Below are 24,915 nucleotides of genomic sequence, written 5' to 3'. Positions count from 1 at the left end.
ATCAGGCACCTGCTTTCTTGAACGTCAGCGGAACGACGGTTTTGGCATCATAACGGGCAGTACACTCTGCCACATCGTTAGTCCCTGCTTTACAGGCAATCTCTGGCATCGGGTAGCGTGAACCATCCGAGCAACGGGCGTTGCCGCGACTTTTTATCATCAGCTCACCGTTGCTGTGCAGACCCGAGAAAATATCCGTTCGGCAAACAACATTATCGCCGTGAACCACACGCGCCGTACCTTTATTGTTCTGAACCTGATAGCGCATTGACGGTGGTTTGCCGGTAATCGGGTCCTTCACGTCAAGCAGTGCGCGCCAGGTCCCGTTCAGGAATTTGGTCGAACCGGTTTTCACCTGCATGGCGTCCATCACCAGCGCATCTTTAGGAATGGCTGAGATGATGACTGCTTCTTCTGCTGGCGCTGGCGTCACGACAGGCGCGGCAACGGGTAAAATTTCGGCCTGGTGGAGCGGCAGGTTCATGGCGATGTCGGCCACTGGCTGCACCGGTTTTGGCGCGATCGCTACGGGCGCAGGCGCAGGTGTTGGGGCAGGTTCTGCTGACGGTGCCGCTTTCGGCCACAGCAGTGGTGCCGCGACGGCGGCAACAATCACCGCTGCAACAGGCAATGTCCAGAGTGGAACGCGGCGCTTTTTGGTTACGGCTGCCGGTTCAGGCTGAGCGGGCGCAGTCGGTTCATTTGGGGCTAATTTGGCAGGCTGCGCAACGTACAAATCGTCTTCGGTAACACGAAGTACCGCCGTGGTCACTGGTGCAGGCACAACGGCTGTCGCAGGCGTTGGGGCAATCAGCGGCGCATCGGCCTCTTCAAAGGTCACTACCGGAAGCTGTTCCGGCTCTGGCTCTTCTTCGACCGGAGAAGGCATCGGCTCAGGCGCGAGCGATTCGCGCAGGCAATCCAGAACATCCTCGCGCGCGTTCTCATTAAGGTTTACAAATCCCCAAAAGGCGATAACCGGCTTGCCCTCGATCAGGTAAATGAAATTTTCGCCGGGGAACTGGAACGCTTTGGAAAGCAAAGAGCCAAAGAGCTGCTGCGCCGTTTTAGGCGACTGAAGGCTCTTTTTACTCAGCGACTCGACGCTGGAGATCGTATTTTCCAGATAGCGCAGGGCGCGGAAACGGGCGTCTTCGTCGGCGGCGTTCCAGCCGGTGACAGCGCCATCCACGGGAGAGTACCAGTCAACGCGATCGCCGCCGTCGTTAACTTGCGGAATGGCCAGGCAATCGACTATTGCCTGTTGTTTGCGCAGGCGAAGCGCCTCGCGGATTTGCAATGCTGATTCAAATACGGCCTGACCGCCGCCGCCAACGGCCTGAAAATCATCCAGATTGCCGCTGCGTAAAAGTGTTTTTGCCACGATTTGGTCCTGTAGACTTTTTCACGCCTCTACTTTAACGAAACTGGATGGCAAGCAAACGGGCGAAGAGACGCCAAAAGGGGCGATTTCTTCGCGCATAGAAAATGACGGTAGTGCTTGACGAACAATGGCACTTAAGGCAAATCAATCCGCGGGGGCTGGTGACAAAATCAGCGAAATTATCTGCTTTAGAATAACCTGATAGTGTTTCGTTATTTGCCACTGTTACTTCCCTGTGCTGTTATTAACCCTCTATATAATAAAATTGAAAAGGCTTATAACCATGTCTACAGGGAAAACACTGCTCGCATTAGCGCTGAGCACATTGTTACCGGCAAGTGCCGCGTGGGCGGCGAAAAGCGACACCCTTATTTATTGCTCTGAAGCCTCACCGGAGTCGTTTAACCCGCAAATTGCCAGTTCAGGCCCGTCATTCGTCGCCAGCTCGCAGGTGCTTTATAACCGCTTGATTAACTTTGACCCGGTGAAAAATACGCCAGTTCCTTCTCTGGCTGAATCCTGGACAATTTCACCTGACGGTAAAACCTATACTTTTGCTTTGCGCAAAGGGGTGAAATTCAATAGCAATAAATTCTTCAAACCAACGCGTGATTTTAACGCCGATGACGTTATTTTCTCGGTGATGCGTCAGAAAGACCCTAAGCATCCGTATCATAATGTGTCGAAGGGCAACTACGAATACTTTAACGACGTCGGCCTGGACAAACTGATTCAGGAAGTGAAAAAGGTCGATGATTATCACGTTCAGTTTGTCTTAACCGAACCGAATGCGGCGTTCCTGGCGGACTGGGGAATGGACTTTGCCTCGATTCTGTCTGCCGAGTATGCGGATGTAATGCTGAAAAAAGGCACGCCGGACAACGTGGATACCTGGCCTGTCGGGACCGGTCCATATGTGCTGCAACAGTACAAAGTCGATTCACTGATCCGCTATATCGCGAACCCCAATTACTGGGATGGCGACGTGCCGACTAAGCACCTGATTTTCTCCATCACGCCAAATGTCGAAACGCGTCTGGCGAAGTTGCAAACCAACGAGTGCCAGATCATTCCTGCGCCGTCACCGGTGCAATTTGATGTGATCAAGAAGAATAAAGATCTGGCGCTGCACTCTGTCGATGCGCTGAACGTCGGCTATCTGGCGTTTAACACCGAGAAAAAACCGTTCGACAACGTGCTGGTGCGGCAGGCGCTGAACTATGCCACGGACAAAAAAGCGATCGTTAATGCTGTCTTTATGGGCTCCGGTACGGTGGCGAAGTCGCCGATTCCGCCAAATATGATGGGCTATGACAAAGAGTTGAAGGACTACAGCTACGATCCAGAGAAAGCGAAAGCGCTGCTGAAGCAGGCCGGGCTGGAGCAGGGCGCGGAAGTGACGCTGTGGTCAATGCCGGTTCAGCGTCCCTATAACCCAAACTCGCGCCGTATCGCGGAGATGATCCAAAACGACTGGGCAAAAGTGGGCGTGAAAGCGAAAATTGTTTCCTATGAATGGGGCGAATATTTGTCCGGTATGCGTAAAGGCGAGCATGATTCTGCGCTGTTTGGCTGGATGTCTGATAACGGCGATCCGGATAATTTTGCGGATGTGCTGCTGGGCTGTAACAGCATCAAAACCGGTTCTAATGCCGCACGCTGGTGCGATAAGGGATACAATGACCTCGTGCAAAAAGCGAAGCTGACCAGCGATCCAGCCGCACGCGCCAAGCTCTACGGCCAGGCGCAGGAGATTTTCTATCAGCAAGCGCCGTGGATTGCGCTGGCGAACGGCAAAACGTTCTTCGCCACCCGCAGCAACGTGACGGGTTATAGCGTCAGCCTGATGGGCAGTGATTTCTCGAAAGCGAAGCTGAATTAATGTAAAAATCCTCTCCCGCGAGGGAGAGGAAAGAGACAAAAGGAGTGACAATGTCACATCTGGATGCAGTGACGGCGCGTGTGGATGCCGCTGTGGAAGAAAGTGTTATTACGCATATGAATGAACTGTTGGTCGAATTGAGCGAGGACGCGGAACTGAGCCGCGAAGATCGTTACGCGCAGCAGCAGCGCCTGCGTAACGCCATTGCTCATCACGGCAAGCATTACAAAGAAGATGCCGAAGCGCGGCAGGAACAGCTCACCAAAGGTGGCACGATCCTGTAAGGTTTAAAACTGGCGTCGGGCAACCAGCCAGGCGCCAATCACCAGCAATACCGCACCGCAAATCGGGCCAATCAGCGCACGCAGGGGGATCCCCTGGCTTTTCAATACGTCCATCACCAGCCCGCCAATCAACTGACTGGCGACCAGCACCGCAATCGTCGTGGCTGCTCCAACGTACTGGTAGCCGCTGATACTGGCAAAGACAAAAAACGATCCCAACAAACCGGGAATTAACGTCCACCAGCGAATCGTCGACGCCAGTTCGCTGAATCCCGCCACGCCATTTTTAAGTAATAAAATACTCACGAACAGCACAATGCCGACCAGCGAGTTCAGCAGCATCGCGATCAAAATGGTGGAGGATGACTGGGTGATGCGCACCATCAACGTATTTTGCACCACCAGACCGATCCCGGCAGCGACCAGAAAGACCAGCGTCAGGGATTGATTCATCAGATAGCGTCCGGGTCGTTGCGCTCATCAAGCTGGAGCTGCATAAAGGTAAGATCCAGCCAGCGGCCAAATTTGGTCCCGACCTGCGGCATTTGTCCGGTAATCACAAATCCGAGCGTCTTGTGAAGGTGAATCGAGCCGTGATTTTGTGCCTCAATTCCCGCCACCATAACGTGTTTACCGATGTTGCGCGCTTCACCGATCAGCGCTTTCATCAGCTCACGACCAATCCCTTTGCCCTGATACTCGGGGTGAACGTAAACCGAATGTTCAACCGTATGTCGGAATCCGTCAAATGCCCGCCAGTCGCCAAATGAGGCATAGCCCGTGATGACACCCTTTTCTTCGCTCACCAGTACCGGATAGCCCATCAGCGTCCGCGCTTCAAACCACGCAATGCGGTTCTCGGTATCAACGGTAGTGTCATTCCAGATTGCGGCAGTGTGCACAACGGCATGGTTATAAATTTCGCCGATTGCGGCGCAGTCTTCTTTATTGGCGTGGCGGATGATCATGAGGACCTCGGAATAGAGTGTTCACTATAGTGGTACAGTTTTATCACAATATTATACAAACCGCGCCGTGAAACACGACGGCATAAGCCATATTTTTTTGTTATGAAAGGGGGCGTTGAAATCGATTTCATACACTATAGTATGACGTCATGAATACTATGCCAGACGATATGAATCAACGGATCAGCGCGCGCATTCGCCTTGAACGCGAATCGCGTGGCTGGTCACTTAGCGAACTCGCCGAGCGAGCGGGCGTCTCGCGTGCCATGATCCACAAGATTGAACGCAGTGATAGCAGCCCGACGGCCACGCTTCTGGCCCGTCTTTCCGGCGCATTCGGGATCAGCATGTCGACGTTAATTGCCCGCGCTGAAATGCAAGAGGGCAAACTGTTACGCTTCGCGAATCAACCGGTCTGGCGCGATCCGCAAAGCCATTACCTGCGACGTCATGTTTCTCCGCGTACCGATTTGCCTATCGATCTGGTCCAGGTTGAGCTCCCGGCGGGCAGCGATGTGCCGATGCCAGCATCTTCGTATGCGCTGGCGCGGCAGTTGATCTGGCTGCAATCGGGCGAACTGGTGTTTCAGGAGGGGGATACCCGCCATGAAATGCAGGCGGGGGATTGTCTGGAACTGGGCCCGCCCAACGACTGCCGGTTCATTAACGAAAGCCAGCAGCCGTGCGTGTATCTGGTGGTTCGGCTGAATCAATCTGGCTCGTAATGTTAAGGCAGTCGCCGCAAACAGGGTCTAGTCTTAAAGGTCATTTGTATAAGAAGGAGCGAACCATGAGTCAATCTGCAAAAACAAACCGTCGCCTTGTGTTAGCGTCACGCCCGCACGGTGCACCGGTTGCTGACAATTTTCGCTTAGACGAACATCCAGTCCCTGCGCCTGCTGAAGGGCAACTGTTGCTGCGCACCATCTGGCTGTCACTTGATCCCTACATGCGTGGTCGTATGAGCGACGCGCCGTCTTATTCTCCACCAGTGGATATCGGCGCGGTGATGGTGGGCGGTACGGTCAGCCGCGTGGAACAGTCCAGGCACCCCGATTATAAAGAAGGTGAATGGGTGCTGAGTTATAGCGGCTGGCAGGAGTTTGATCTGTCCGACGGCAAAGGGCTTGTTAAGCTTGGCGAGAATCTGGCGCATCCCTCGTGGGCGCTTGGGATTCTGGGTATGCCGGGCTTTACAGCCTATATGGGGCTGCTGGATATCGGTCAGCCTAAATCTGGCGAGACGCTGGTGGTCGCCGCAGCAACCGGGCCGGTCGGCGCAACCGTTGGGCAAATCGGCAAAATTAAAGGCTGTCACGTGGTCGGCGTTGCAGGCGGTGCGGAGAAATGCCGTCATGCCGTTGAGGTGCTTGGATTCGATCGCTGTCTCGACCATCACGCGGATGATTTTGCGCAACAGCTGGCGCAAGCCTGTCCTGACGGTATTGACGTCTATTACGAAAACGTCGGCGGCAAAGTCTTTGATGCGGTTCTGCCGTTGCTGAACACCTCCGCGCGCGTGCCCGTGTGTGGTCTTGTCAGCGGTTATAACGCCACAGAACTGCCCGCTGGACCGGATCGTTTACCGTTGCTGATGGGGACAATTCTGAAAAAACGCCTCCGGGTGCAAGGGTTTATCATCGCTCAGGACTACGGTGATCGCATTGATGAATTCCAGACCGAGATGGGGCGCTGGATTCAGGAAGGCAAAATTCACTACCGCGAGCAGGTGACAGAAGGGCTGGAAAATGCACCTGAGGCATTTATCGGGCTGCTCGAGGGCAAAAACTTCGGCAAAGTGGTCATACGCGTCGCCAACGATAATTAACGATTTTTGTTTGACGCTTATATGGCGGAAATATCCGCCATAATATATTCTTAATTTTTGTCTATAATGTCTTTAATAATACAAGCATAGCCATCCACTCTCTCGATAGAGTGAGCTGAGCCATGTGAATTAACATCATAATTAGTTCTTGCTTTTTTTGCGATATTCCCAACACCAGGCATGAAAATACAGGATATATCTGGCAAGCACCGTTAGGGGCAAACGGGGCGGTGAATAGCGCTTATTTTAAGCAAAAGGAAAAATACATGCTTGATTTGGAAAACCTTGAAAAAGCACAACGTCTGAGCCTCACTATGCAAGTGGAGGTCAGTCTTAAGGGAGCGCTGATAGCTGGCGCACTTAAACCCGGTGCGAGACTCATTACTAAAGAAATTGCTGATAAATTAGGAACCAGTATCACTCCGGTGCGTGAGGCGCTGTTGCGACTGGTCTCTGCAGGCGCGTTACACGCGACCCCCGCGCAGGCGTTTTTGGTGCCAGAAATCACCCTCGAACGCTATAACGAAATCAACGCCATTCGTAAACAGCTTGAAACCATGGCGGTGACGGCAGCGTGTGAGAATATGTCTGCCAGCCAGGTACAAGAGTTACGCGATCTGGCGGAGCGATTCCATGAAGCGATGCGTAACGGCAACGCGCAGCGTGCGTTGCATGCTAATCGCGTATTTCGCTTCAGGCTATACGAGTTTGCCCATATGCCGACATTGACGTCGATGATTGAGCAACTTTGGGTGCGTATTGGGCCATGCTTTAACTATCTTCATGAAGATGAACACGACATTGCGAAATACCCTTATCGTTACGATCAGCTGCTGGACCATCTCGAACGCGGGGATGTTGTGGCCAGTCAAAAAGCGATAGATAAACTGATTGATGAGTCAACAGCGCTCTTATTACAACAATATTTTAGTTAGGGAATCATTTAATGCAGTTTTAGTTTTATATATAAATTATCTCCCCTCTTCATTATTTGCCCGGTGACGAATGTTTACCGGGAACGCTATTTCATTTCTGTGACAGATAAGACCAGATGACTATGCATTAACCGAAAATCCTGCCGATAAAGGATCAGGCACATTTGCCTTTTGAGGAGCAGGAAGATGAGTTTCAGCCAACGATTACGTAATATAAAAATGAGCAGAAAGCTCGCGGCGGGTTTTGGTCTGGTATTGCTGCTGGTGGCGGTATCTACCATCATGAGCGTATTACGCTTTAAAGAAATTCGCGATGTCTATCAACAAACCAATCTTATTTATAACATTAATATCGAAGTTTTTCAGGCCAAGATTAATCGTCTCAAATTTCTGTATAACGGAGACGAAAAATCGGGTCAATTACTGGCGAACTATGTCCAACATGCGGCGGAAATAACAGCAGAAGCGAAGAAACTAAAATGGACGCCTCAGGAAGGGGTCATTATTAACGCTATCGCCGACAATCTGGCACGTTTTGAAAGCAGCGTTGCCGAAATGCAAACCGCAATGGCCGGTCTTAAAGCGAATAAAGACGATCCCACAGCGCAGCAAGCGCTAAAAGTTGCTGAAGATAAAGTTAAAACGGCAGGTGATGACAGCAGCGCGTCTATTCGCGAAATTATCGCGCTGGTCAAAATCCATAACGATTCGCTCGCCAACAGTTCAAGCACGATTACTGCCATTGTCGGTGTCGTTGCCGTGCTTTTTGGCATCCTGGTTTCATGGTGGGTGACGCGTCAGATTACTCATCCAGTGAGACACAATTTGCAGCTGGCGGAACTGATTGCCAGCGGCGATCTGAGTTCGGTTATTCGTGCTCAGGGTGATGATGAGCTCGGCAAATTGACGGGTGCGATGGGGCGCATGAACGACACGCTCCGCGCAATGATTGGCGAAGTACGCACCAGCGTCGCGCAAGTATCGCTGGCCGCCAGTGAAATTGCCGAGGGAAATACCGATCTTTCGTCACGCACTGAGCAACAGGCCGCCGCCGTCGTGGAAACGGCTGCCAGTATGGAAGAGTTAACGGCAACGGTGAAAAACAATGCTGATAATGCGCGCCACGCCAGCAAACTGGCGGCGGAAGCGTCGCAAACGGCCACCCAGGGTGGACGCGTGATGCGCGATGTCGTCAGCACCATGAGTGATATCAACACCAGCTCGAAGAAAATCGCCGACATTACTGCCGTGATTAACAGCATTGCCTTCCAGACCAATATTCTGGCGCTGAACGCCGCCGTCGAAGCCGCGCGAGCCGGGGAACAGGGCCGTGGATTTGCCGTTGTGGCGAGTGAAGTTCGCAGTCTTTCCCAACGCAGTTCGCAGGCCGCGAAAGATATCGAATTGCTCATTAGCGAGTCTGTATCGCGTATTACGACGGGCAGCGATCTGGTAACAAAAGCCGGGCAAACCATGGAACAGGTGGTGCATTCTGTCACGCGCGTGAACGATATTATGGGCGAAATTTCGTCGGCGTCTGAGGAGCAGAGCCGAGGCATTGAGCAGATATCCCGGGCCGTAATGGAACTGGATAGCACGACGCAACAGAACGCCTCGTTGGTGGGGGCATCATCTTCAGCCGCGGGCGCGCTGGAAGATCAGGCGCGTTTGCTGGAATCACTGGTGGCAGCGTTCCGTTTAGAACAGAACGCCAGAGCCGCTTAATCTCTACCCGGCAACGCTGTGTTGCCGGGGTTTTATCACTCGAAGCGGTATGAAACAGACAACCCTACGCCGTAGTTTCGTCCCGGAGCCGGTTCGTAGTAGCGCCCATTAGACTCATTGACGATGACCGATCCGACATATTCTTTATCGAACAGATTATCGACCCGTCCAAAGAGGTCCATTCCCCAGTTGCCGTAATTGAATTTATACCCGGTGTTCAGGCCCACAAGAGTATAAGAGGGAGCTTTGGCGCTGTTTTCGTCATCCGCCATAATGTCACTCATATAACGGATGTCGGAACCCGCGTACCAGCCTTCTTCCGGTTGCCAGCCAAATGATGCATAGCCCATATTGCGCGCGATCCCCGGCATGCGGTTACCGTTGCAATCTGCGTCAGAGCAGACGTTGGTGCGATAGGTGGCATCCAGCCAGGTCCACGCCATTTTCAGCTTCCAGTTCTCGGCAAACTGCTGATCGAGAGACACTTCCACACCCTGACGTCGCGTTTTTCCGGCGTTCTTATAGCTGGTGCGCCCGCCAGAACTGGCATCAACCACGATTTCATCGTCGGTATCAGTACGGAATAAGGCTGCCGTCAGCAGACCGTTCCCCACACGCGTTTTGCTGCCCACTTCGAAGGTATTATTGGTTGACGGTTTAAGACCAAAATTCAGGCCGCTCTGGTTACCGGAACGATATGAAAGTTCATTGATCGTGGGCGTTTCAAACCCGCGTCCTGCCGCAGCGTAAAGATTCCACGCGTCGGTCACCGAGTATTTCAGCGATCCCGCTGGCAACCATTTGTGATAACTCGCTTCACCGCTGTCATCACCGTTTGCGCCCTGCACGTAGCGATCGTTGGAATCGAACCACACCGAGCTGTAGCGTACGCCCGCATCGAGGGACAGTTTCTGCGTCAACTGCCAGCTCGTTTGCAGATACGGATCCACGTTCCACATCAGATTACGTTCGTCACGGCGTTTGTCGCCCTTCACGCCGTAATCCGGTACGCCATTGTTCATGACAAAGTTTTCGTATCCGCGACGATCTTCGCTCATGTTTTCGTAATTAAGACCGGTGGTGACTGTTACAGGAACGCCTAGTTCACCGCGATGCGTCCAGCGAGTATCGATACCCTGATAGTGACGCTGCATGTCGATTACGCCGCCGGAGTGGGTAGGGCGCAGCTGCGGCTGATAGGGAATCGACTGGTACTGCGTCATCTCGCGTTCGCCCGCATAGGCCATCACGCTGAGATCGTCCTGCTCGCTTAACTGGCGGTCATAGCGCAAACCCGCCTGCGTCTGTTTGATGGTTTTGCGCGTATTGTACTGATCTCCGCGCGGCGACTGACGCGGATTGTCGCGCCACTCCTGATAATCCAGACCGCCCGGATCGTTGGCTTTCATGTCCACGCTGTTGAAGATCAGCGTCAGCTTGCTGGCGTCATCAATGCGTACGCCGAGTTTTGCGTTGGCGAGATTTTTGCGCGCGCCGCTGTGGTCGCGATAGCCCTGGGTGGTGAAACGCGTTGTCGACACCGTGTAATCCACGTCGCCGGCGTGGGTGCCGTCACCCATTGCGCCCGTTGCTTTCATCCCATAACGCCAGGTGCCGTAGCTGCCGTAATAGCTGCTGGCTTCGACTGTAGGCGGTTGCTGACCCGTCTGAGTGGCGATATTAATCACGCCGCCCGAGGCGTTTCCGTACAGCGCCGAAAACGGACCGCGCAAGACTTCGACGCTCTCAATGCTGGAAAGATCGATATTAGACGTCTGCCCCTGGCCGTCAGGCATAGTGGCCGGAATGCCGTCGACATACATGCGGATGCCGCGCACGCCAAAGGTCGAGCGCGCGCCAAACCCACGCATTGAAAGCTGTAAATCCTGGGCGTAATTTTGACGATTTTGAATTTGTAAGCCGGGCACGCTACCGAGAGATTCCGAAAGATTAATGCGCGGTGCGGCCTGGCGCATGTCGTCCCCGTTGACCACGCTAATGGCGGCCGGGGTATCCAGCTCAGAAACGGTCTGCGGAGTGGCGCTAACGATCATCGTTTGTTCTTGTGCGGCGAGCGCGACTGCGGGGGCCAGGACGATCGGAGCCCACAAAAGGGAGAGCGTTGCCTGCCGGGCGGAAATGATTTTCATGGATAAAAGCCAGTTAAGAGAGTGACGAACCAAATGGAACACATGCGCGTATGGTAAATCTTTTGTAAACATTATGAAAACTTTAACAGCACATTGCGTTAATGGGAGTGTAGATAAAAAGAGAGCGGCGTGCGAAACAGGAAACAATTACTCCACATTCAAGGGAATAATGATTACTATTCTCAACAATAAACATGACGAAGCGATGACTTCGTCTCAAGGAAGCACTGTCGGCATTACACATTTTTTATCAAAGGGAGTCGTCATGTCATTACGTCATCTGTGCTCGCCGCGTCTGCGTGGTTCACTGCTGTTAGGTTCTTTACTGATCGCGGGTTCGTTCAATGTGCATGCTGCAGAGGAGATGCTGCGCAAAGCGGTGGGTAAGGGCGCATACGAAATGGCCGTGAGCCAGCAGGAAAATGCCCTGTGGGTGGCCACCACGCAGAGCCGCAAAATGGACAAAGGTGGCGTGGTGTATCGTCTCGATCCCGTCACGCTTGAAGTGACGCAGGCGATCCATAACGATCTGAAGCCTTTTGGTGCGACCATCAACAGCAAAACCCAAACTCTGTGGTTTGGCAATACCACCAACAGCGCCGTCACGGCGATTGATGCAAAAACGGGTGAACTGAAAGGCCGTCTGGTGCTGGACGATCGTCAGCGTACCGAAACCGTTAAACCTCTCCAGCCACGCGAGCTGGTGGCGGATGACACGACCAATACCGTGTATATCACCGGAATCGGCAAAGAGAGCGTGATTTGGGTGGTTGATGGTGAAACGCTGAAACTCAAAGACACCATCACCAATACCGGAACGTACAGTACCGGTCTGGCGCTGGATCCGCAGGCAAAACGTTTGTATACCACCAACGCCGACGGCGAACTGGTAACGATCGACACCGCCACTCACAAGGTGTTGAGCCGTAAAAAAGTACAGGACGATGGGAAAGAGCATTTCTACCTGAACCTGAGCCTGGACACGGCGGGGCAACGTGCGTTCCTGACGGATTCCAAACAGCCGGAAGTGCTGGTGGTTAACCTGAAGGATGGCAGCGTGCTGGAGAAAATCGCAGCGCCAGAATCGCTGGCCGTGCTGTTTAACCCGACGCGTAACGAAGCGTACGTGACGCACCGTGAAGCGGGTAAAGTGAGCATCATCGACACCAAAACCTATAAAGTCATCAAAACGATTGATACGCCCGTATTCCCGAACAGCCTGGCGCTGTCATCGGATGGCAAAACGCTGTACGTGACGGTGAAGCAGAAATCGACACGTCAGCAAGAAGCCACTCAGCCTGACGATGTGATTCGCATCGTGCTGTAATCGCGTTGTAACGGTAAAAGAAAAGGGAAGGCAGATGCCTTCCCTTTTTTATTGGTCGTCTAACGCTTAACGCGACGTCTCTTCAACCAGTGGGCCGTCGTGTTGGTCATCTTCGGCCATGACGGGCGCAGTACTGTGGATCTCATTCACGCGCTTACGCACGCCAAACCAGCCAATGATCAGCAGAACCGCCAGCAGCGGAATAGTCGCAATGGTGTAGGTGCCGTTGGGATAGTCAAAGGCCATCAGCACCAGAACACTGAACAGGAACAGCAGCGTCAGCCAGGACGTGACTGGCGCACCCGGCATCCTGAAGGCCACGTCAGCCGCTTTGCCTTCTTTAATGGCTTTGCGCAGACGCATCTGGCACACCACGATAAAGGCCCAGGAGGCGATAATGCCGATGGCCGCCACGTTCAGGACGATCTCAAACACCTGAGAGGGAACCAGATAGTTCAGGAACACGCCGAAAACGTAAACGACCAGCGTCGCCAGAATGCCCGCGTAAGGCACCTGCTGCTTGCTCATTTTGGACATGAATTTAGGCGCGGAGCCCCCCATCGACATGGAGCGCAAAATACGCCCTGTGGAATAGAGACCCGAGTTCAGGCTCGACAGCGCGGCGGTCAGCACAACAATGTTCATAATGCTGCCGACGTAGGGCACGCCAAGTTTGGAGAAGAACGTCACGAACGGGCTTTGTCCCGCCTGATAGGCATTCCACGGCAGCAGCAGAACCAGCAACACCACGGAGCCAACGTAGAACAGGCCGATACGCCAGATCACGCTGTTGATCGCTTTTGGCACCATGGTCTGCGGATCTTTACATTCTCCCGCAGCGGTACCGACCAGTTCGATGGATGCAAAGGCAAAGACCACGCCCTGAACCAGCACCAGCGCCGGCAGCAGGCCATGGGGGAAGAATCCGCCGTTATCGGTGATCAAATGGAAGCCCGTCGCATTGCCGTCGAGCGGCTTGCCGCTGCCAAGAAACACGGTACCGACCACCAGGAAAATGACAATCGCCAGCACTTTTACCAGTGCAAACCAGAACTCCATTTCGGCGAACCACTTCACACCGATCATGTTCATGGTGCCGACAATCGCCAGCGCGCCAAGGGCAAAGACCCATTGCGGCACGTCACCAAACGCGCCCCAGTAGTGCATATAAAGGGCAACCGCCGTGATATCGACAATCCCGGTCATCGCCCAGTTGACGAAATACATCCAGCCCGCGACGTAAGCGGCTTTTTCGCCCAAAAACTCACGCGCATAGGAGACAAAACTGCCGCTGGAAGGGCGGTGCAATACCAGCTCGCCAAGCGCTCGCAGAATGAAGAAAGAGAAAATCCCGCACACCAGATAGACCAGTGCAAGAGCAGGCCCCGCCATCTGCAGACGCGCGCCTGCACCTAAAAACAACCCTGTACCGATAGCACCGCCGATGGCAATCATCTGTACCTGACGGTTGCCCATGGCTTTGTGATATCCCTCTTCGTGAGAGTTCAACCAGCGACGTTTCGCAGCGTGATGATCGGCTGCGTTTTTATTGCTTGTTTTCATTGAGTTACCTGTTTACCTGTCTGAATCATCTTAGGGATGTCCGTACCCGGCAGTGAGCGAACCAAACGATTGCTTCTGCACGGGCACATGCCGCCTTTCCAGTCATTCTGCGTATGGATAAGGCAAAACATGGCGAAGCATCCTACCCGCAATCAATAAGCGAGGCAAAATATTACCAGGCTGAAAGTGATGCAAGTCGAAGGAAATCGTGTGGTCAGAGCAGAAGAGGTAAACAACGTACTGAATTGTGAGTATTTTTTAGACGAAGCATCCGCCTGAGGGGAAATTCATTCATCAGTTGTGCTTAATAGTTGACCACTGACCATTTTGGTTACGCAGGGCTTCAACCAGCAAAGTAAACGCGGTTGTGTGCTGGCGACGGCTGGGATAGTAGAGATGATAACCCTCAAATGACGGACACCATGATTCGAGCACACGCGTCAGTCGTCCATCGGCCAATTGAGCGGCGGCGCTCTCTTCCGGGACGTATGCCAGACCTAGCCCCGCCACGGCAGCATCCAGGCGTTGCGGCAGACTGTTTAACGTCAACTGACCGTCCACGCGCACGCGAATCTCTCGCCCGTCGTGTCTAAATTCCCATGCGTACAATCCGCCCAGGGTCGGCAAACGCATATTGATGCAGCGATGGTGTTCGAGCTGCTCGGGTGTTTCCGGCACGCCGTTTTTGGCGAAATAGGCTGCAGACCCGACGACAGCCATCTGCATATCCGGGGCGATACGTACCGCAACCATATCTTTGGCGATCTGCTCCCCTAAACGCACGCCAGCATCAAAACGGCCGTCGACGATATCCGTCAGGCCGTTATCCACCGTCACTTCGATATTGATGTCGGGATAATGCGTCATAAAAGGTTTCAGCACGGGCCACAGAACGGCAGACATCGCGTGTTCGCCAGCGCTGAGACGAATATTTCCGGCGGGGCGGTCACGTCTGTCTCGCAGCGCCGTCAGTTCCTGTTCGATTTCCAGTAAGTGCGGCGTTAAGCGCATAAGGAGCTGCTCGCCCGCCTCGGTAGGCACGACGCTGCGGGTGGTGCGCGTAAGCAACCGCACGTCCAGACGGGCTTCAAGATTACGCATAGCGTGGCTGAGCGCAGACTGCGAAACGCCAAGCTGTGCGGCAGCCCGGGTGAAACTGCGCTCCCGGGCGACCACCATAAACGACAGCAAATCGTTGAAATTGTCTTTAAGCATGTTACCACTCCATTTATGAATTCAATTCATGGTCCCTTTCTGATTATGCTCTCTAATCCTGCCCCTGTCTTTGCGCTACTGTTAATGCACTATCCAGACAGGAGGCAGCATGAAAATTATACGTAGCGGATCATTACCGTCAGTTCGCGGGCCCGAGGCCTGGTTTAGCGGAACGGTGCGTATCGACGCGCCTTTTCAGGCCACGGAGCCTGCGGCTGTTGGCGGAGCGACGGTGACGTTTGAGCCAGGCGCGCGCACGGCGTGGCACACCCATCCGCTGGGGCAAACGCTGATCGTGACGCAAGGGCGCGGCTGGTTACAGGAATGGGGAGAAGAGGCGCAGGCGCTGAATCAGGGCGATATCGCGTGGATACCGCCTGGAGTGAAACACTGGCACGGCGCCAGTTCACAGACCGCGATGACGCACATTGCCATCGCCGAATCCGTCAACGGCAGCCCGGTGGACTGGCTGGAAAAAGTGACTGACGAGCAGTATCAGGGGCGTTAACCGCCGAAGACCGCAATCGCCTGCTGCAGACGCGTGGTGCGCTGCGTCAGGTGATTCGCTGCGTTTGTCACATTATCCACCATGCCCGTATTGTTATGGGTCATCGTGCCAATACGGGAAATCGACTCGTTAATCAGCGTCAACGCCAGCGTCTGTTCCTGCGTAGCGTGCCCGATCTCTTTAATCAGCGACGTCACTTGCAGCACGTTGCCAATCATCGCCGTGAGATGCGTTTCAGTTTGTTCCACCATGCTTACACCCGCGTTCACGCTGGCGACGTTTTTCTCGATGAGCGTCTTGATCTCTTTGGCCGCGGAGGCGGAATGCTGCGCCAGATTACGCACTTCGGCGGCGACGACGGCAAAGCCGCGCCCGGCTTCCCCAGCGCGCGCGGCTTCCACGGCCGCATTGAGGGCCAGGATATTGGTCTGGAAGGCGATACGATCAATCACCCCGATGATGTCGACAATCTGGCTGTTGTCTTTTGACACCGACTGCATCATGCCGATGGTTTGCTTCATGGCCGTTTCGCCGCTGTGCGCGCTGGCGCTGGTGCGATCCGCCATTAAAATGGCTTCACCTGCGGTTTGGGCAGTTTGCTCAACGGCGCTGGCAATCTCTTCGACGGCGGCTGCCGTCTGTTGCAGGTCATCCGCCGTCTCTTCTGAACGCGCCTGTAAAGATGCACCTTCTTTTGCGACCTGCTGACTGATCGTACTTATCCCGGCGATTTGTGTACCGACGTCATCGACAAGTGAGCGTAAATTTAAACCTGATTGATTCACCAGACGCATCATCATGCCAATTTCATCGACGCGATCAAAATGGTAATAATCAGCTTTACGCCCGGAAACGACATGTTGCATTTGCCGAACTATCGTTTTGACAGGACGACTGATCTGGGTATTAAGATAAACCCCAAGCAATATAAAGAGTGCAATAAGTCCGCCGCTTTGCATTATCCTTTCGGGGGATATAAAAATGACAAGTAACGCCAAAAGGGCGGTAACCCCAATCCCAGCGTTCACTCTTTTTGCCGTGCTCAGTTTTTTAAAGAGTGAAAGGAATGAAAATAAACCCCGGCGAACAACCAACCCTTTATAGAAACGATGACCGCTTAATTCATTATTCCGTACGCGTTCGTAAAGACGTTCGCTGGCTTCAATCTCTGAACGCGGCGGGATATTTCGCACTGAAATGTATCCGGTGAGTGTTTCGTCCTGATACACCGGCGTAACGTTGGCACGAACCCAATAATGGTCGCCGTTACCCCGACGGTTCTTCACAAGCCCTGTCCAGCTCTGACCCTGCTGCAAGGTAAACCACATGTCACCAAATGCCTCAGGCGGCATATCGGGATGGCGAATCACATTGTGCGGTTCACCAATAAGATGTTCTTCTTTATAACCGCTGGCTTCAATAAAGGCAGAATTAGCGTAGGTAATATGACTTTGTGTATTGGTGGTCGACATAAGCGTCGACTCTTCGTTAAGCAAATACTCGCTTTGTGTAACAGGAGTGTTATTTCTCATGAAAAACTCCATGGTGATGTCAAGAATATAAAGAAGCCGCCCGAAAAATGTTCAGGCAAGACAAAAGTTATTGTTGTGTTTATTACGGCCTGCGCATTCTTCCACAGAATGGGGTGAACAAGAAAGAACCTAAATTAAATATTTTTTATCTATTAAAGTTCTCTTATGTAATAAAAATGCAAACAACGGAATAACCTATTTTAAATGGCAAATGAAATACTCCACTTAAGCCAAATAAGCAGGGGTTTATGGATGCTCGCAACAAAATGGGGTATCGACGTGACGTTTCATTAACATTCATAAAACGCTATGATAGTTCAGTACATTTTCTGAACACCCTCGGTCATTCTTGTGAAAATCAATCTTATCGGTACCAGCGGCAGCGGAAAAACGACGTTAGCCAGGCGGCTCGCCGCTGAATTATCACTTCCCTATATCGAAATGGACACCTTGTATTGGCGGCCAGACTGGCAGGGCACACCGGACGATCGGTTTCTGATTAAACTGGAAACCGCGTTAAACGCCTCGTCCGGCTGGGTACTGGATGGCAACTATAATCGCACGCGAACCATAAAGTGGCGCGAAGTTGACCTCATTGTGTGGGTGGATTACGGTTTTGCGCGCACGCTATGGCAGGCTGTGAGCCGCGCCGCAAAACGCGCCATGACACAACAGGAGCTGTGGCCTGATACAGGTAATCGTGAAAGTTTCCGCCGCGCGTTCTTTAGCCGCGAGTCGGTGCTGCTGTGGACGATCAAAACCTGGCGCAGCAATCGCGTGCGTTATATCGCTGACATGAATAATCCAAAGTACGCGCACATCCGTTTTGTGCGCATAACATCACGTCAGGACGCCGAAAATCTCATCACAGAACTGAAGTCATCCCTCTAGCAGGGCGTTGTATTTCTGATTTTTGGCAAACCAAATGTAAATTAATTGTTTCTCAGAGGTGAAATCGCCCCTAAATAATGACGACATGTTAAGTCAAACGAGAACACAACATGTCCTGGCGAATCAGCATTCTGGATAAAAGCCCCGTCGCGGTGAACGAAACGCCTGCCGATGCGCTGGCGCGCACGTTAAGTCTGGCGAAACAGGCAGAGGCGCTCGGATTTCACCGCTTCTGGATTGCCGAACACCATAACACCGCCCAACTCGCCAGCCCGTCCCCTGAGCTGCTGATTGCCTGGATCCTTGGGCAAACAAAACGTATCCGCGTCGGTTCCGGCGGGGTGATGCTTCAGCACTACAGCCCGTATAAAGTCGCCGAAAATTTCAACGTGCTGGCCTCAATTGCGCCGGGACGCGTGGATTTGGGCGTTGGTAAAGCTCCCGGTGGACTGCCGCTTTCAACGCGTGCGTTGCAGCAGGGTCTTAATCAACAAGAAAAGGGCACATTTGCCGAACAACTGACGCAGCTGAATCACTGGCTTTCACCGGCTGGCGACGCGCAACAGGACGCCGTGCAGGCGACACCGCTTCCCGCCGTCCCGGCAGAACGATTCCTGCTGGGCGCAAGTGTCGAAAGCGCGCGCCTGGCCGCTCAGCTCGACTGGGATTTTGTCTTCGCCGCGCATCTCAATGGCGATGTGAATCTTCTGCGCGATGTGCTTAAAACCTGGCGTGAAAACAGCACTCGTCACGCGATGGTGGCTGTTCAGGCGATTGTCGCACCGTCTCAGGCGCAGGCCGATGCCCTTGCCGAAAAAGTCGAAGTGTGGGGCGTGGAGCTGGCCAATGGACAGCGCGTCACCGTCGCCAGTGAGGAGCAGGCCTATGCCTTTGCCCGCCAGGCTGGAAGTGAGCCGTTACGCATTGCCCGTCGTGCGCAATCGTTGATCAAAGGCACAGTCGATTCGGTGCTGCAGCAACTGGACGCGCTGCACCGGACCTATGGAATCGATGAGTTCATTATTGATACGCCTGTCGCAGATGGCAGCGCCCGCACGCAATCCCTGCGTTTGCTGGCGCAGGCAAAATTTGCCGGGGAGGTGTTGGTATGAGCCTCGGAAAACAGCTGATCGACTGGCGACGTGAACTGCATCGCCATCCGGAGCTTTCCGGACAAGAAGTTGACACCACCGCCCGTCTGCGCCAGTGGCTCTCGGCTGCTGATATTAAAATTCTTCCCTACGATTTGCCGACCGGAATTGTCGCGGAAATTGGCAAGGGGAATAAGCAGATTGCCCTGCGCGCGGATATCGATGCGCTCCCGATTGAGGAACGTAGCGGCGTGGCATTTAGCTCGCAAAATCCCGGCGTGATGCACGCCTGCGGGCACGACGTGCACACCAGCGTGATTCTGGGTGCCGCATTACAGCTCAAAGCCCGCGAAGCGGATCTCCAGGGACGGGTTCGGATACTTTTCCAGCCTGCTGAGGAGAACTTTGGCGGCGCGAAAAGTCTGGTGCGCGCGGGGGCGTTGCAGGATGTCAGCGCCATTTTTGGGATGCACAACGAGCCCGGTTTACCAGTTGGTGCCTTTGCCACGCGCGGCGGGCCGTTCTACGCCAACGTCGACAGATTCGTTTTCCGCGTCACCGGTAAAGGTGCGCATGCGGCGCGGCCGCACGAAGGGTCGGACGCCATCGTGCTCGCCAGCCAGCTGGTGACGGCGCTGCAAAGCGTGGCGAGCCGTAACATCAACACCCTGGATTCGGTGGTGCTGAGCGTCACGCGTATCGAGGGCGGAAACACCTGGAACGTTCTTCCAGAAAGCGTTGAGCTGGAAGGCACATTACGCACCCATCGCACTGAAGTTCAACAGAATGTTAAAGCGCGCGTGGGCGAAATCGCCGCCGGGTTTGCCAGCGCCTTTAATGCCCAAATTGATATCACCTGGTATGCCGGGCCAACGGCGCTGGTGAATGACGAACGCTGGGCAGATTTTGCCACCTCAATTGCGCGGGAAACCGGTTACGAAACGCAGCACGCGGACCTGCACATGGGCGGCGAAGATTTTGCCGTCTATTTACAGCATATTCCTGGGGCGTTTGTCAGCATCGGCAGTGCAAGTCCTTTTGGTCTGCATCACCCGGCATTTAATCCTGACGAAGCGCTAATTGAACCCGCGGCACATTATTTCTCGCAGCTTGCAGAAAAAGCGCTACATCACATTTAATTATTAAGAGGTGAATATGTCTGCAACACGACAATTGCGGCTGGGGACCATTTTACATGGGGCGTCCGGAAATATGTCTGCCTGGCGTCATCCCGCTGCGACGGCGGATGCCAGTATTAATTTTAATTTCGTTAAAGATACGGCGTTAAAAGCTGAAGAGGGCAAGCTTGATTTCTTATTTGTGGCTGATGGACTTTATATTAATGAAAAATCCATTCCGCATTTTCTTAATCGCTTCGAGCCGCTAACCGTATTATCTGCGCTGGCGAGTGTAACGTCGCGTCTGGGATTAGTCGGTACGTTATCGACGTCCTACAGCGAACCCTTTACCGTCGCACGTCAGTTCGCCAGCCTCGATCATTTAAGCAATGGTCGTGCGGGCTGGAACGTGGTGACGTCGCCGCTGGAGGGCTCAGCAAAGAACTTCTCACGCGATAAACATCCCGAGCACGCCCTGCGTTATCGCATTGCCGATGAGTATCTTGATGTGGTGAAGGGCCTGTGGGATTCCTGGGAAGACGACGCTTTTGTGCGTAATAAAGACAGCGGGCAGTTCTTCCACCCTGAAAAATTACATACGCTCGACCATCACGGTGATTTCTTCCAGGTGGCCGGCCCCTTAAATATTGGCCGCACGCCGCAGGGACGTCCGATTGTTTTTCAGGCAGGCGCATCCGATGACGGTAAAAAATTAGCGGCGAAACACGCTGATGCCATATTTACCCATCACGAAACGTTAGACGAAGCCAAAGCGTTTTATCGCGACGTGAAACAACAGCTTGAATTACACGGACGTCGTGCCGATGAATTACATATATTCCAGGGTGTCAGCGTTATTGTCGGAAAAGATGCTGACGACGTCGAGCAACAATATCAAACCACAGCTGCGCTGGTGTCCATAAATGATGCGTTGAATTATTTAGGGCGTTATTTCGAACACCATGATTTTAGCCAGTATCCGCTGGATGAACCGTTCCCGGATATCGGGGATTTAGGGCAAAACAGTTTCCGCAGTACTACCGATGAAATCAAACGTAACGCACGGGAGCGTAACTTAACGCTGCGACAGGTCGCGCTCGAGGCCGCTTCTCCGCGCCCGCGTTTTTCCGGTACGCCGGAAGAGGTGGCCGACGGTTTGCAGCAGTGGTTTGAAGAGTACGCCTCTGACGGATTCATCATCCAGGGCGGAACGCCAGACACATTCCCGCGCTTTGTCGACCAGGTGGTTCCGGTATTGCAGGCGCGTGGCCTGTTTCGCACAGAATATCCCGGCACAACGCTGCGAGAGAGTCTGGGCTTAGACCAACCGAAAAATCAGTTCACACAACAATAAGAGACACTCGCTATGCAAAAATCATCGCTCGTTCTGGCGCTCGCGCTGGCCTTTACTCCTGCCGTCTGGGCAGAAAATGTGAATATTAACGGCACAGGCGTGAGCCTCGACGCCAATAAAACGCCCGTCAATACGGTGAAAAATCCCCAGGCCATCGCGCAGCTACCCGCCGGTTTACACCTTGCCGTACCGGGCAAATTTACGGTGGCCATCGCGGGATTAAGTCAGCCGCCATTAACTGTTTTTGCCGATGACAATAAAACGTTAATCGGCAGCGAAGCCGACATCGCGCGTCTGGTGGCCGACAGCCTGGGGCTGGAACTGAATATTGTCCCGACGTCCTGGGAAGACTGGCCGCTGGGGGTGGCGTCCGGTAAATACGATGCCGCGATCAGCAATATTACCGTCACCAAAGAGCGCAAAGAGAAGTTCGACTTCGCCACGTATCGCAAAGATTCGCTCGGTTTTTACGTGAAATCGACCAGCCCGATCAAGCATCTTGAAAAGGCCGAAGACATCGCCGGTCTGCGCATCATTGTCGGGTCCGGCACAAACCAGGAGGCGATCCTGCTGGCATGGGATGCCGAAAACCAGAAAAAAGGCCTCAAGCCTTTTACCCCGGTTTATACCAAAGATGATGCCGCCCAAACGCTGGCGCTGCAGTCCGGTCGCGCCGATGCGTTTTTTGGCCCGAACGTCATCGGTGCGTGGAAAGCTGCGCTGACGGGTAAAACTAAGCTGGTCGGCAGCGTGGACGGCGGCTGGCCAAAAGCGGCGCATATTGCGGTGACGCTGAAAAAAGGCAGCGGGTTGGCTGAGCCAGTGCAAACGGCGCTCAATGGCGTGATCAAAAATGGTGATTACGACAAAGTGCTGAACCGCTGGGGCGAAGGTGTGGAGCGCATCCCGAGCTCAGAAGTGAACCCGGCGGGATTAGGTGATTAAGGAGTTTTTATGAACGAACTTTTTCGCGATGTTTCACCGGAGGATGGCGATCTTCAACCCATTATTGACGGGTTATTCGGCGAGTACTCCGCACGCTACGGCGACTATTTTTCGAAAGATGCAGAAGTGGAACTGACCGAGTGGTATCTGCCACCGCAGGGGCTCTTTATCGTCCTGGAGCGGGACGTCGAGATCGTTGCGATTGGCGCATACAAACCTTTCGATGAGCACACGGCCGAAATCAAACGCATCTGGACCGATAAATCCCTGCGTCAGCAGGGATTGGCTGCGCGAATAGTTCAGGAACTGGAGCGCAGGGCGGTGCTGGCGGGCTACAGCCAGATCTACCTCACCACCGGTTTTCGGCAGCCAGAAGCCGTGAAGCTGTATTTGAGTCAAGGGTATACGGCCCAGTTTGATCTGAACCGCGATCCGGAAGAGTACAGCCAGCCGCCGTTTGACGGGCGGCTGCGCTTCACGAAAACACTGGTACGCGAAGCGTTCAGTAAAACCGCATGAGGAACGACGATGAACAACGTTGAAACCATCAAAGTGGTCCCGGCGCGCTATCCGTGGCGCACCGTTGGGGCAATCGCTGCGCTGTTTGTGCTGGCGATCGTCGTCCAGTCGGTTGCGTTTAATCCGCGTTGGGAGTGGGGCGTGTTCGCACGCTGGTTCTTCAATCCGGTGATCCTTGAAGGCGTCGGTCAGACACTTTTACTCACGCTTATCGGCACCGCGCTGAGCGTGGTGATCGGCGGCATGCTGGCGTTGGCGAGGCTCTCGTCGTCGTGGCTGCTCAGTAGTCTGGCGTGGGGATACATCTGGCTGTTTCGTTCGCTGCCGCTGATTGTGGTGCTGATTATTCTTTATAACTTCTCCTATCTTTACGACACGCTGTCGCTCGGCGTGCCGTTCACCGGGATCACCTGGGGGAGTTTCGAAACCATCAACGTTCTGGGGCAATTTTCCACGGCCGTTGTGGGACTGACGCTGGTGCAAAGTGCCTACACCGCCGAAATTATTCGCGGCGGTTTTTTAGGCGTCGACCACGGTCAGTACGAAGCCGCGGCTGCGCTGGGTTTACCCGCATGGCGTCGCACTTTGCGCATCATTCTCCCGCAGGCGCTGCGCACCATTTTACCTGCCGGATTCAACGAAATTATCAGCCTCGCGAAAGGCACGGCGATGGTTTACGTCCTGGCGATGCCGGAACTTTTCTACACCATTCAGATGATCTACAACCGCACTCAGGAGGTAATCCCGCTGCTGATGGTCGGCGCAGTCTGGTATCTGGTGATCACCACCGTGTTGTCGGCCATTCAACACATTGTTGAACGTGGGCTGGCGCGCAGCGAGCGCCGCTCTGCGGTGAATCAATCTCGTACGTCCGGCCGCACCCGTTCCGTCACCACCACACAGGAGCCTATCCATGCCAGCCTCTCCTGAAGGTCATATTTCGATAACAGGCGTCAGTAAATTCTTTGGGCGTCATAAAGCGCTCGATAACGTGTCACTCGAGATCCCACCGGGTTCAGTGACCGTCATTCTGGGGCCGTCAGGTTCCGGCAAATCGACGCTTTTACGCACCATTAACCACCTGGAACGTGTCGATGAAGGGTTTATCCAGATAGACGGTGACTACATTGGCTATCGCCGTCAGGGCGACAAGCTTTACGAGCTCAAAGAGAAAGAGATCCTCAAACAGCGCGTCAACGTCGGGTATGTGTTCCAGAATTTCAACCTGTTCCCGCATCTGACGGTGCTGGAGAACCTGATTGAAGCACCGATTGCGCATAAGCAGCTGAGTCGTAAAGCTGCCGTCGACAGGGCTTACAGCCTGTTGGATGTGGTGGGTCTACGGGATAAAGCCGATGCGTGGTCGCGTCATTTATCCGGTGGGCAACAGCAGCGAATCGCCATTGCCCGTGCGCTGGCCCTGCGACCGCGCGTCATGCTGTTTGATGAACCGACATCTGCGCTCGATCCGGAACTGGTGGGCGAAGTTCTGGATGTGATCAAAAAACTGGCGCGTTCTGGAACCACGCTGGTCGTCGTGACGCACGAGATCGGATTTGCGCGCGAAGTGGCGGATCAAATCGTGTTTATGGTGGATGGCAAAATCGTGGAACAGGGCAGCAGCGACGAAGTATTGAATCGACCGTCGCATGCGCGAACGCGTCAGTTCCTGTCAAAAGTGCTGTAAGGAGGGAAA

The 24,915-nt window shown here is 53.8% G+C and carries 21 protein-coding genes and 1 pseudogene; 15 read left to right on the top strand and 7 right to left on the bottom strand.

Annotated features, from left to right (window positions below; genetic code table 11):
- Position 1 precedes the first annotated feature (1 nt).
- A complete protein-coding gene (locus I6L74_RS19215) occupies positions 2-1,384 on the bottom strand; it encodes an SrfA family protein (protein ID WP_059179003.1) in 1,383 nt (460 codons plus the stop codon).
- A 283-nt stretch (positions 1,385-1,667) separates the two neighbouring features.
- On the opposite strand from I6L74_RS19215, the gene I6L74_RS19210 reads away from it, so the two are divergent.
- Both I6L74_RS19210 and I6L74_RS19205 read left to right on the top strand, forming a co-directional pair.
- Positions 1,668-3,266: an ABC transporter substrate-binding protein gene (locus I6L74_RS19210; RefSeq protein WP_059179002.1), complete on the top strand. Its 1,599-nt coding sequence runs from the start codon at positions 1,668-1,670 to the stop codon at positions 3,264-3,266.
- 50 nt (positions 3,267-3,316) lie between these two features.
- Positions 3,317-3,550 (top strand): YdcY family protein, encoded by a 234-nt coding sequence (locus tag I6L74_RS19205; RefSeq protein ID WP_059179001.1) that lies wholly within the window; start codon positions 3,317-3,319, stop codon positions 3,548-3,550.
- Between the two features lie 3 nt (positions 3,551-3,553).
- Here I6L74_RS19205 and I6L74_RS19200 read toward each other — a convergent pair whose 3' ends face one another.
- Positions 3,554-4,003 (bottom strand): DMT family transporter, encoded by a 450-nt coding sequence (locus I6L74_RS19200; protein WP_059179000.1) that lies wholly within the window; start codon positions 4,001-4,003, stop codon positions 3,554-3,556.
- Entirely contained in the window at positions 4,003-4,518 is a 516-nt protein-coding gene (locus I6L74_RS19195; RefSeq protein ID WP_059178999.1) for a GNAT family N-acetyltransferase, read from the bottom strand. The genes I6L74_RS19200 and I6L74_RS19195 overlap by 1 nt, the downstream gene beginning before the upstream one ends.
- 149 nt (positions 4,519-4,667) lie before the next feature.
- On the opposite strand from I6L74_RS19195, the gene I6L74_RS19190 reads away from it, so the two are divergent.
- The 4 genes from I6L74_RS19190 (at position 4,668) to I6L74_RS19175 (ending at position 9,006) form a co-directional block, all read left to right on the top strand.
- The gene (locus tag I6L74_RS19190) at positions 4,668-5,243 is read left to right on the top strand and encodes a helix-turn-helix domain-containing protein (protein ID WP_059178998.1); all 576 of its coding nucleotides are present in this window, start codon (positions 4,668-4,670) and stop codon (positions 5,241-5,243) included.
- Positions 5,244-5,308: 65 nt separating this feature from the next.
- The gene (curA, locus tag I6L74_RS19185; protein WP_059178997.1) at positions 5,309-6,346 is read left to right on the top strand and encodes an NADPH-dependent curcumin/dihydrocurcumin reductase; all 1,038 of its coding nucleotides are present in this window, start codon (positions 5,309-5,311) and stop codon (positions 6,344-6,346) included.
- A gap of 266 nt (positions 6,347-6,612) precedes the next feature.
- Positions 6,613-7,281: a GntR family transcriptional regulator gene (locus tag I6L74_RS19180; protein ID WP_059178996.1), complete on the top strand. Its 669-nt coding sequence runs from the start codon at positions 6,613-6,615 to the stop codon at positions 7,279-7,281.
- A 186-nt stretch (positions 7,282-7,467) separates the two neighbouring features.
- Entirely contained in the window at positions 7,468-9,006 is a 1,539-nt protein-coding gene (locus tag I6L74_RS19175; RefSeq protein ID WP_059178995.1) for a methyl-accepting chemotaxis protein, read from the top strand.
- Between the two features lie 35 nt (positions 9,007-9,041).
- On the opposite strand, the gene pqqU is transcribed toward I6L74_RS19175, so the two are convergent.
- Positions 9,042-11,156 (bottom strand): TonB-dependent receptor PqqU, encoded by a 2,115-nt coding sequence (gene pqqU / locus I6L74_RS19170; protein WP_059178994.1) that lies wholly within the window; start codon positions 11,154-11,156, stop codon positions 9,042-9,044.
- A 265-nt stretch (positions 11,157-11,421) separates the two neighbouring features.
- On the opposite strand from pqqU, the gene yncE reads away from it, so the two are divergent.
- Positions 11,422-12,483 (top strand): 7-bladed beta-propeller protein YncE, encoded by a 1,062-nt coding sequence (gene yncE / locus I6L74_RS19165; protein ID WP_059178993.1) that lies wholly within the window; start codon positions 11,422-11,424, stop codon positions 12,481-12,483.
- A gap of 66 nt (positions 12,484-12,549) precedes the next feature.
- On the opposite strand, the gene ansP is transcribed toward yncE, so the two are convergent.
- Both ansP and I6L74_RS19155 read right to left on the bottom strand, forming a co-directional pair.
- A complete protein-coding gene (gene ansP, locus I6L74_RS19160; RefSeq protein WP_059178992.1) occupies positions 12,550-14,046 on the bottom strand; it encodes an L-asparagine permease in 1,497 nt (498 codons plus the stop codon).
- Positions 14,047-14,340: 294 nt separating this feature from the next.
- Positions 14,341-15,261 carry a LysR family transcriptional regulator gene (locus tag I6L74_RS19155; RefSeq protein WP_059178991.1) on the bottom strand — a complete coding sequence of 307 codons (921 nt, stop codon included), beginning with the start codon at positions 15,259-15,261 and terminating at the stop codon, positions 14,341-14,343.
- Between the two features lie 109 nt (positions 15,262-15,370).
- On the opposite strand from I6L74_RS19155, the gene I6L74_RS19150 reads away from it, so the two are divergent.
- Entirely contained in the window at positions 15,371-15,769 is a 399-nt protein-coding gene (locus I6L74_RS19150) for a (R)-mandelonitrile lyase (RefSeq protein WP_059178990.1), read from the top strand.
- Here the strand turns inward: I6L74_RS19150 and I6L74_RS19145 are convergent.
- Positions 15,766-17,301, bottom strand: coding sequence for a methyl-accepting chemotaxis protein (locus I6L74_RS19145; RefSeq protein WP_059178989.1), 1,536 nt, complete (start codon positions 17,299-17,301; stop codon positions 15,766-15,768). The two genes, I6L74_RS19150 and I6L74_RS19145, sit on opposite strands and share 4 nt — an antisense overlap.
- A gap of 351 nt (positions 17,302-17,652) precedes the next feature.
- Between I6L74_RS19145 and I6L74_RS19140 the strand changes: the two genes are divergently transcribed.
- The 7 genes and pseudogenes from I6L74_RS19140 (at position 17,653) to I6L74_RS19110 (ending at position 24,906) form a co-directional block, all read left to right on the top strand.
- On the top strand, positions 17,653-18,192 hold the full coding sequence (locus I6L74_RS19140) for an AAA family ATPase (RefSeq protein WP_059178988.1): 540 nt from the start codon (positions 17,653-17,655) through the stop codon (positions 18,190-18,192).
- A 110-nt stretch (positions 18,193-18,302) separates the two neighbouring features.
- Positions 18,303-19,304 (top strand): LLM class flavin-dependent oxidoreductase, encoded by a 1,002-nt coding sequence (locus I6L74_RS19135; RefSeq protein ID WP_059178987.1) that lies wholly within the window; start codon positions 18,303-18,305, stop codon positions 19,302-19,304.
- Positions 19,301-20,422, top strand: coding sequence for an amidohydrolase (locus tag I6L74_RS19130; RefSeq protein WP_059178986.1), 1,122 nt, complete (start codon positions 19,301-19,303; stop codon positions 20,420-20,422). Before I6L74_RS19135 ends, I6L74_RS19130 begins: the two co-directional genes overlap by 4 nt.
- 16 nt (positions 20,423-20,438) lie before the next feature.
- Positions 20,439-22,700, top strand: a pseudogene (locus I6L74_RS19125) (NtaA/DmoA family FMN-dependent monooxygenase).
- Between the two features lie 9 nt (positions 22,701-22,709).
- Positions 22,710-23,219, top strand: a complete 510-nt coding sequence (locus tag I6L74_RS19120) for a GNAT family N-acetyltransferase (protein ID WP_059178983.1) — start codon at positions 22,710-22,712, stop codon at positions 23,217-23,219.
- 9 nt (positions 23,220-23,228) lie between these two features.
- Positions 23,229-24,149 carry an amino acid ABC transporter permease gene (locus tag I6L74_RS19115; RefSeq protein ID WP_059178982.1) on the top strand — a complete coding sequence of 307 codons (921 nt, stop codon included), beginning with the start codon at positions 23,229-23,231 and terminating at the stop codon, positions 24,147-24,149.
- Positions 24,133-24,906: an amino acid ABC transporter ATP-binding protein gene (locus I6L74_RS19110; RefSeq protein ID WP_012017476.1), complete on the top strand. Its 774-nt coding sequence runs from the start codon at positions 24,133-24,135 to the stop codon at positions 24,904-24,906. The genes I6L74_RS19115 and I6L74_RS19110 overlap by 17 nt, the downstream gene beginning before the upstream one ends.
- Positions 24,907-24,915: the final 9 nt, after the last annotated feature.

Origin of the sequence: Lelliottia amnigena (assembly GCF_019047465.1) — a bacterium.
Taxonomy (GTDB): domain Bacteria; phylum Pseudomonadota; class Gammaproteobacteria; order Enterobacterales; family Enterobacteriaceae; genus Enterobacter; species Enterobacter amnigenus.
This window is presented reverse-complemented; position numbering and strand designations above follow the sequence as displayed.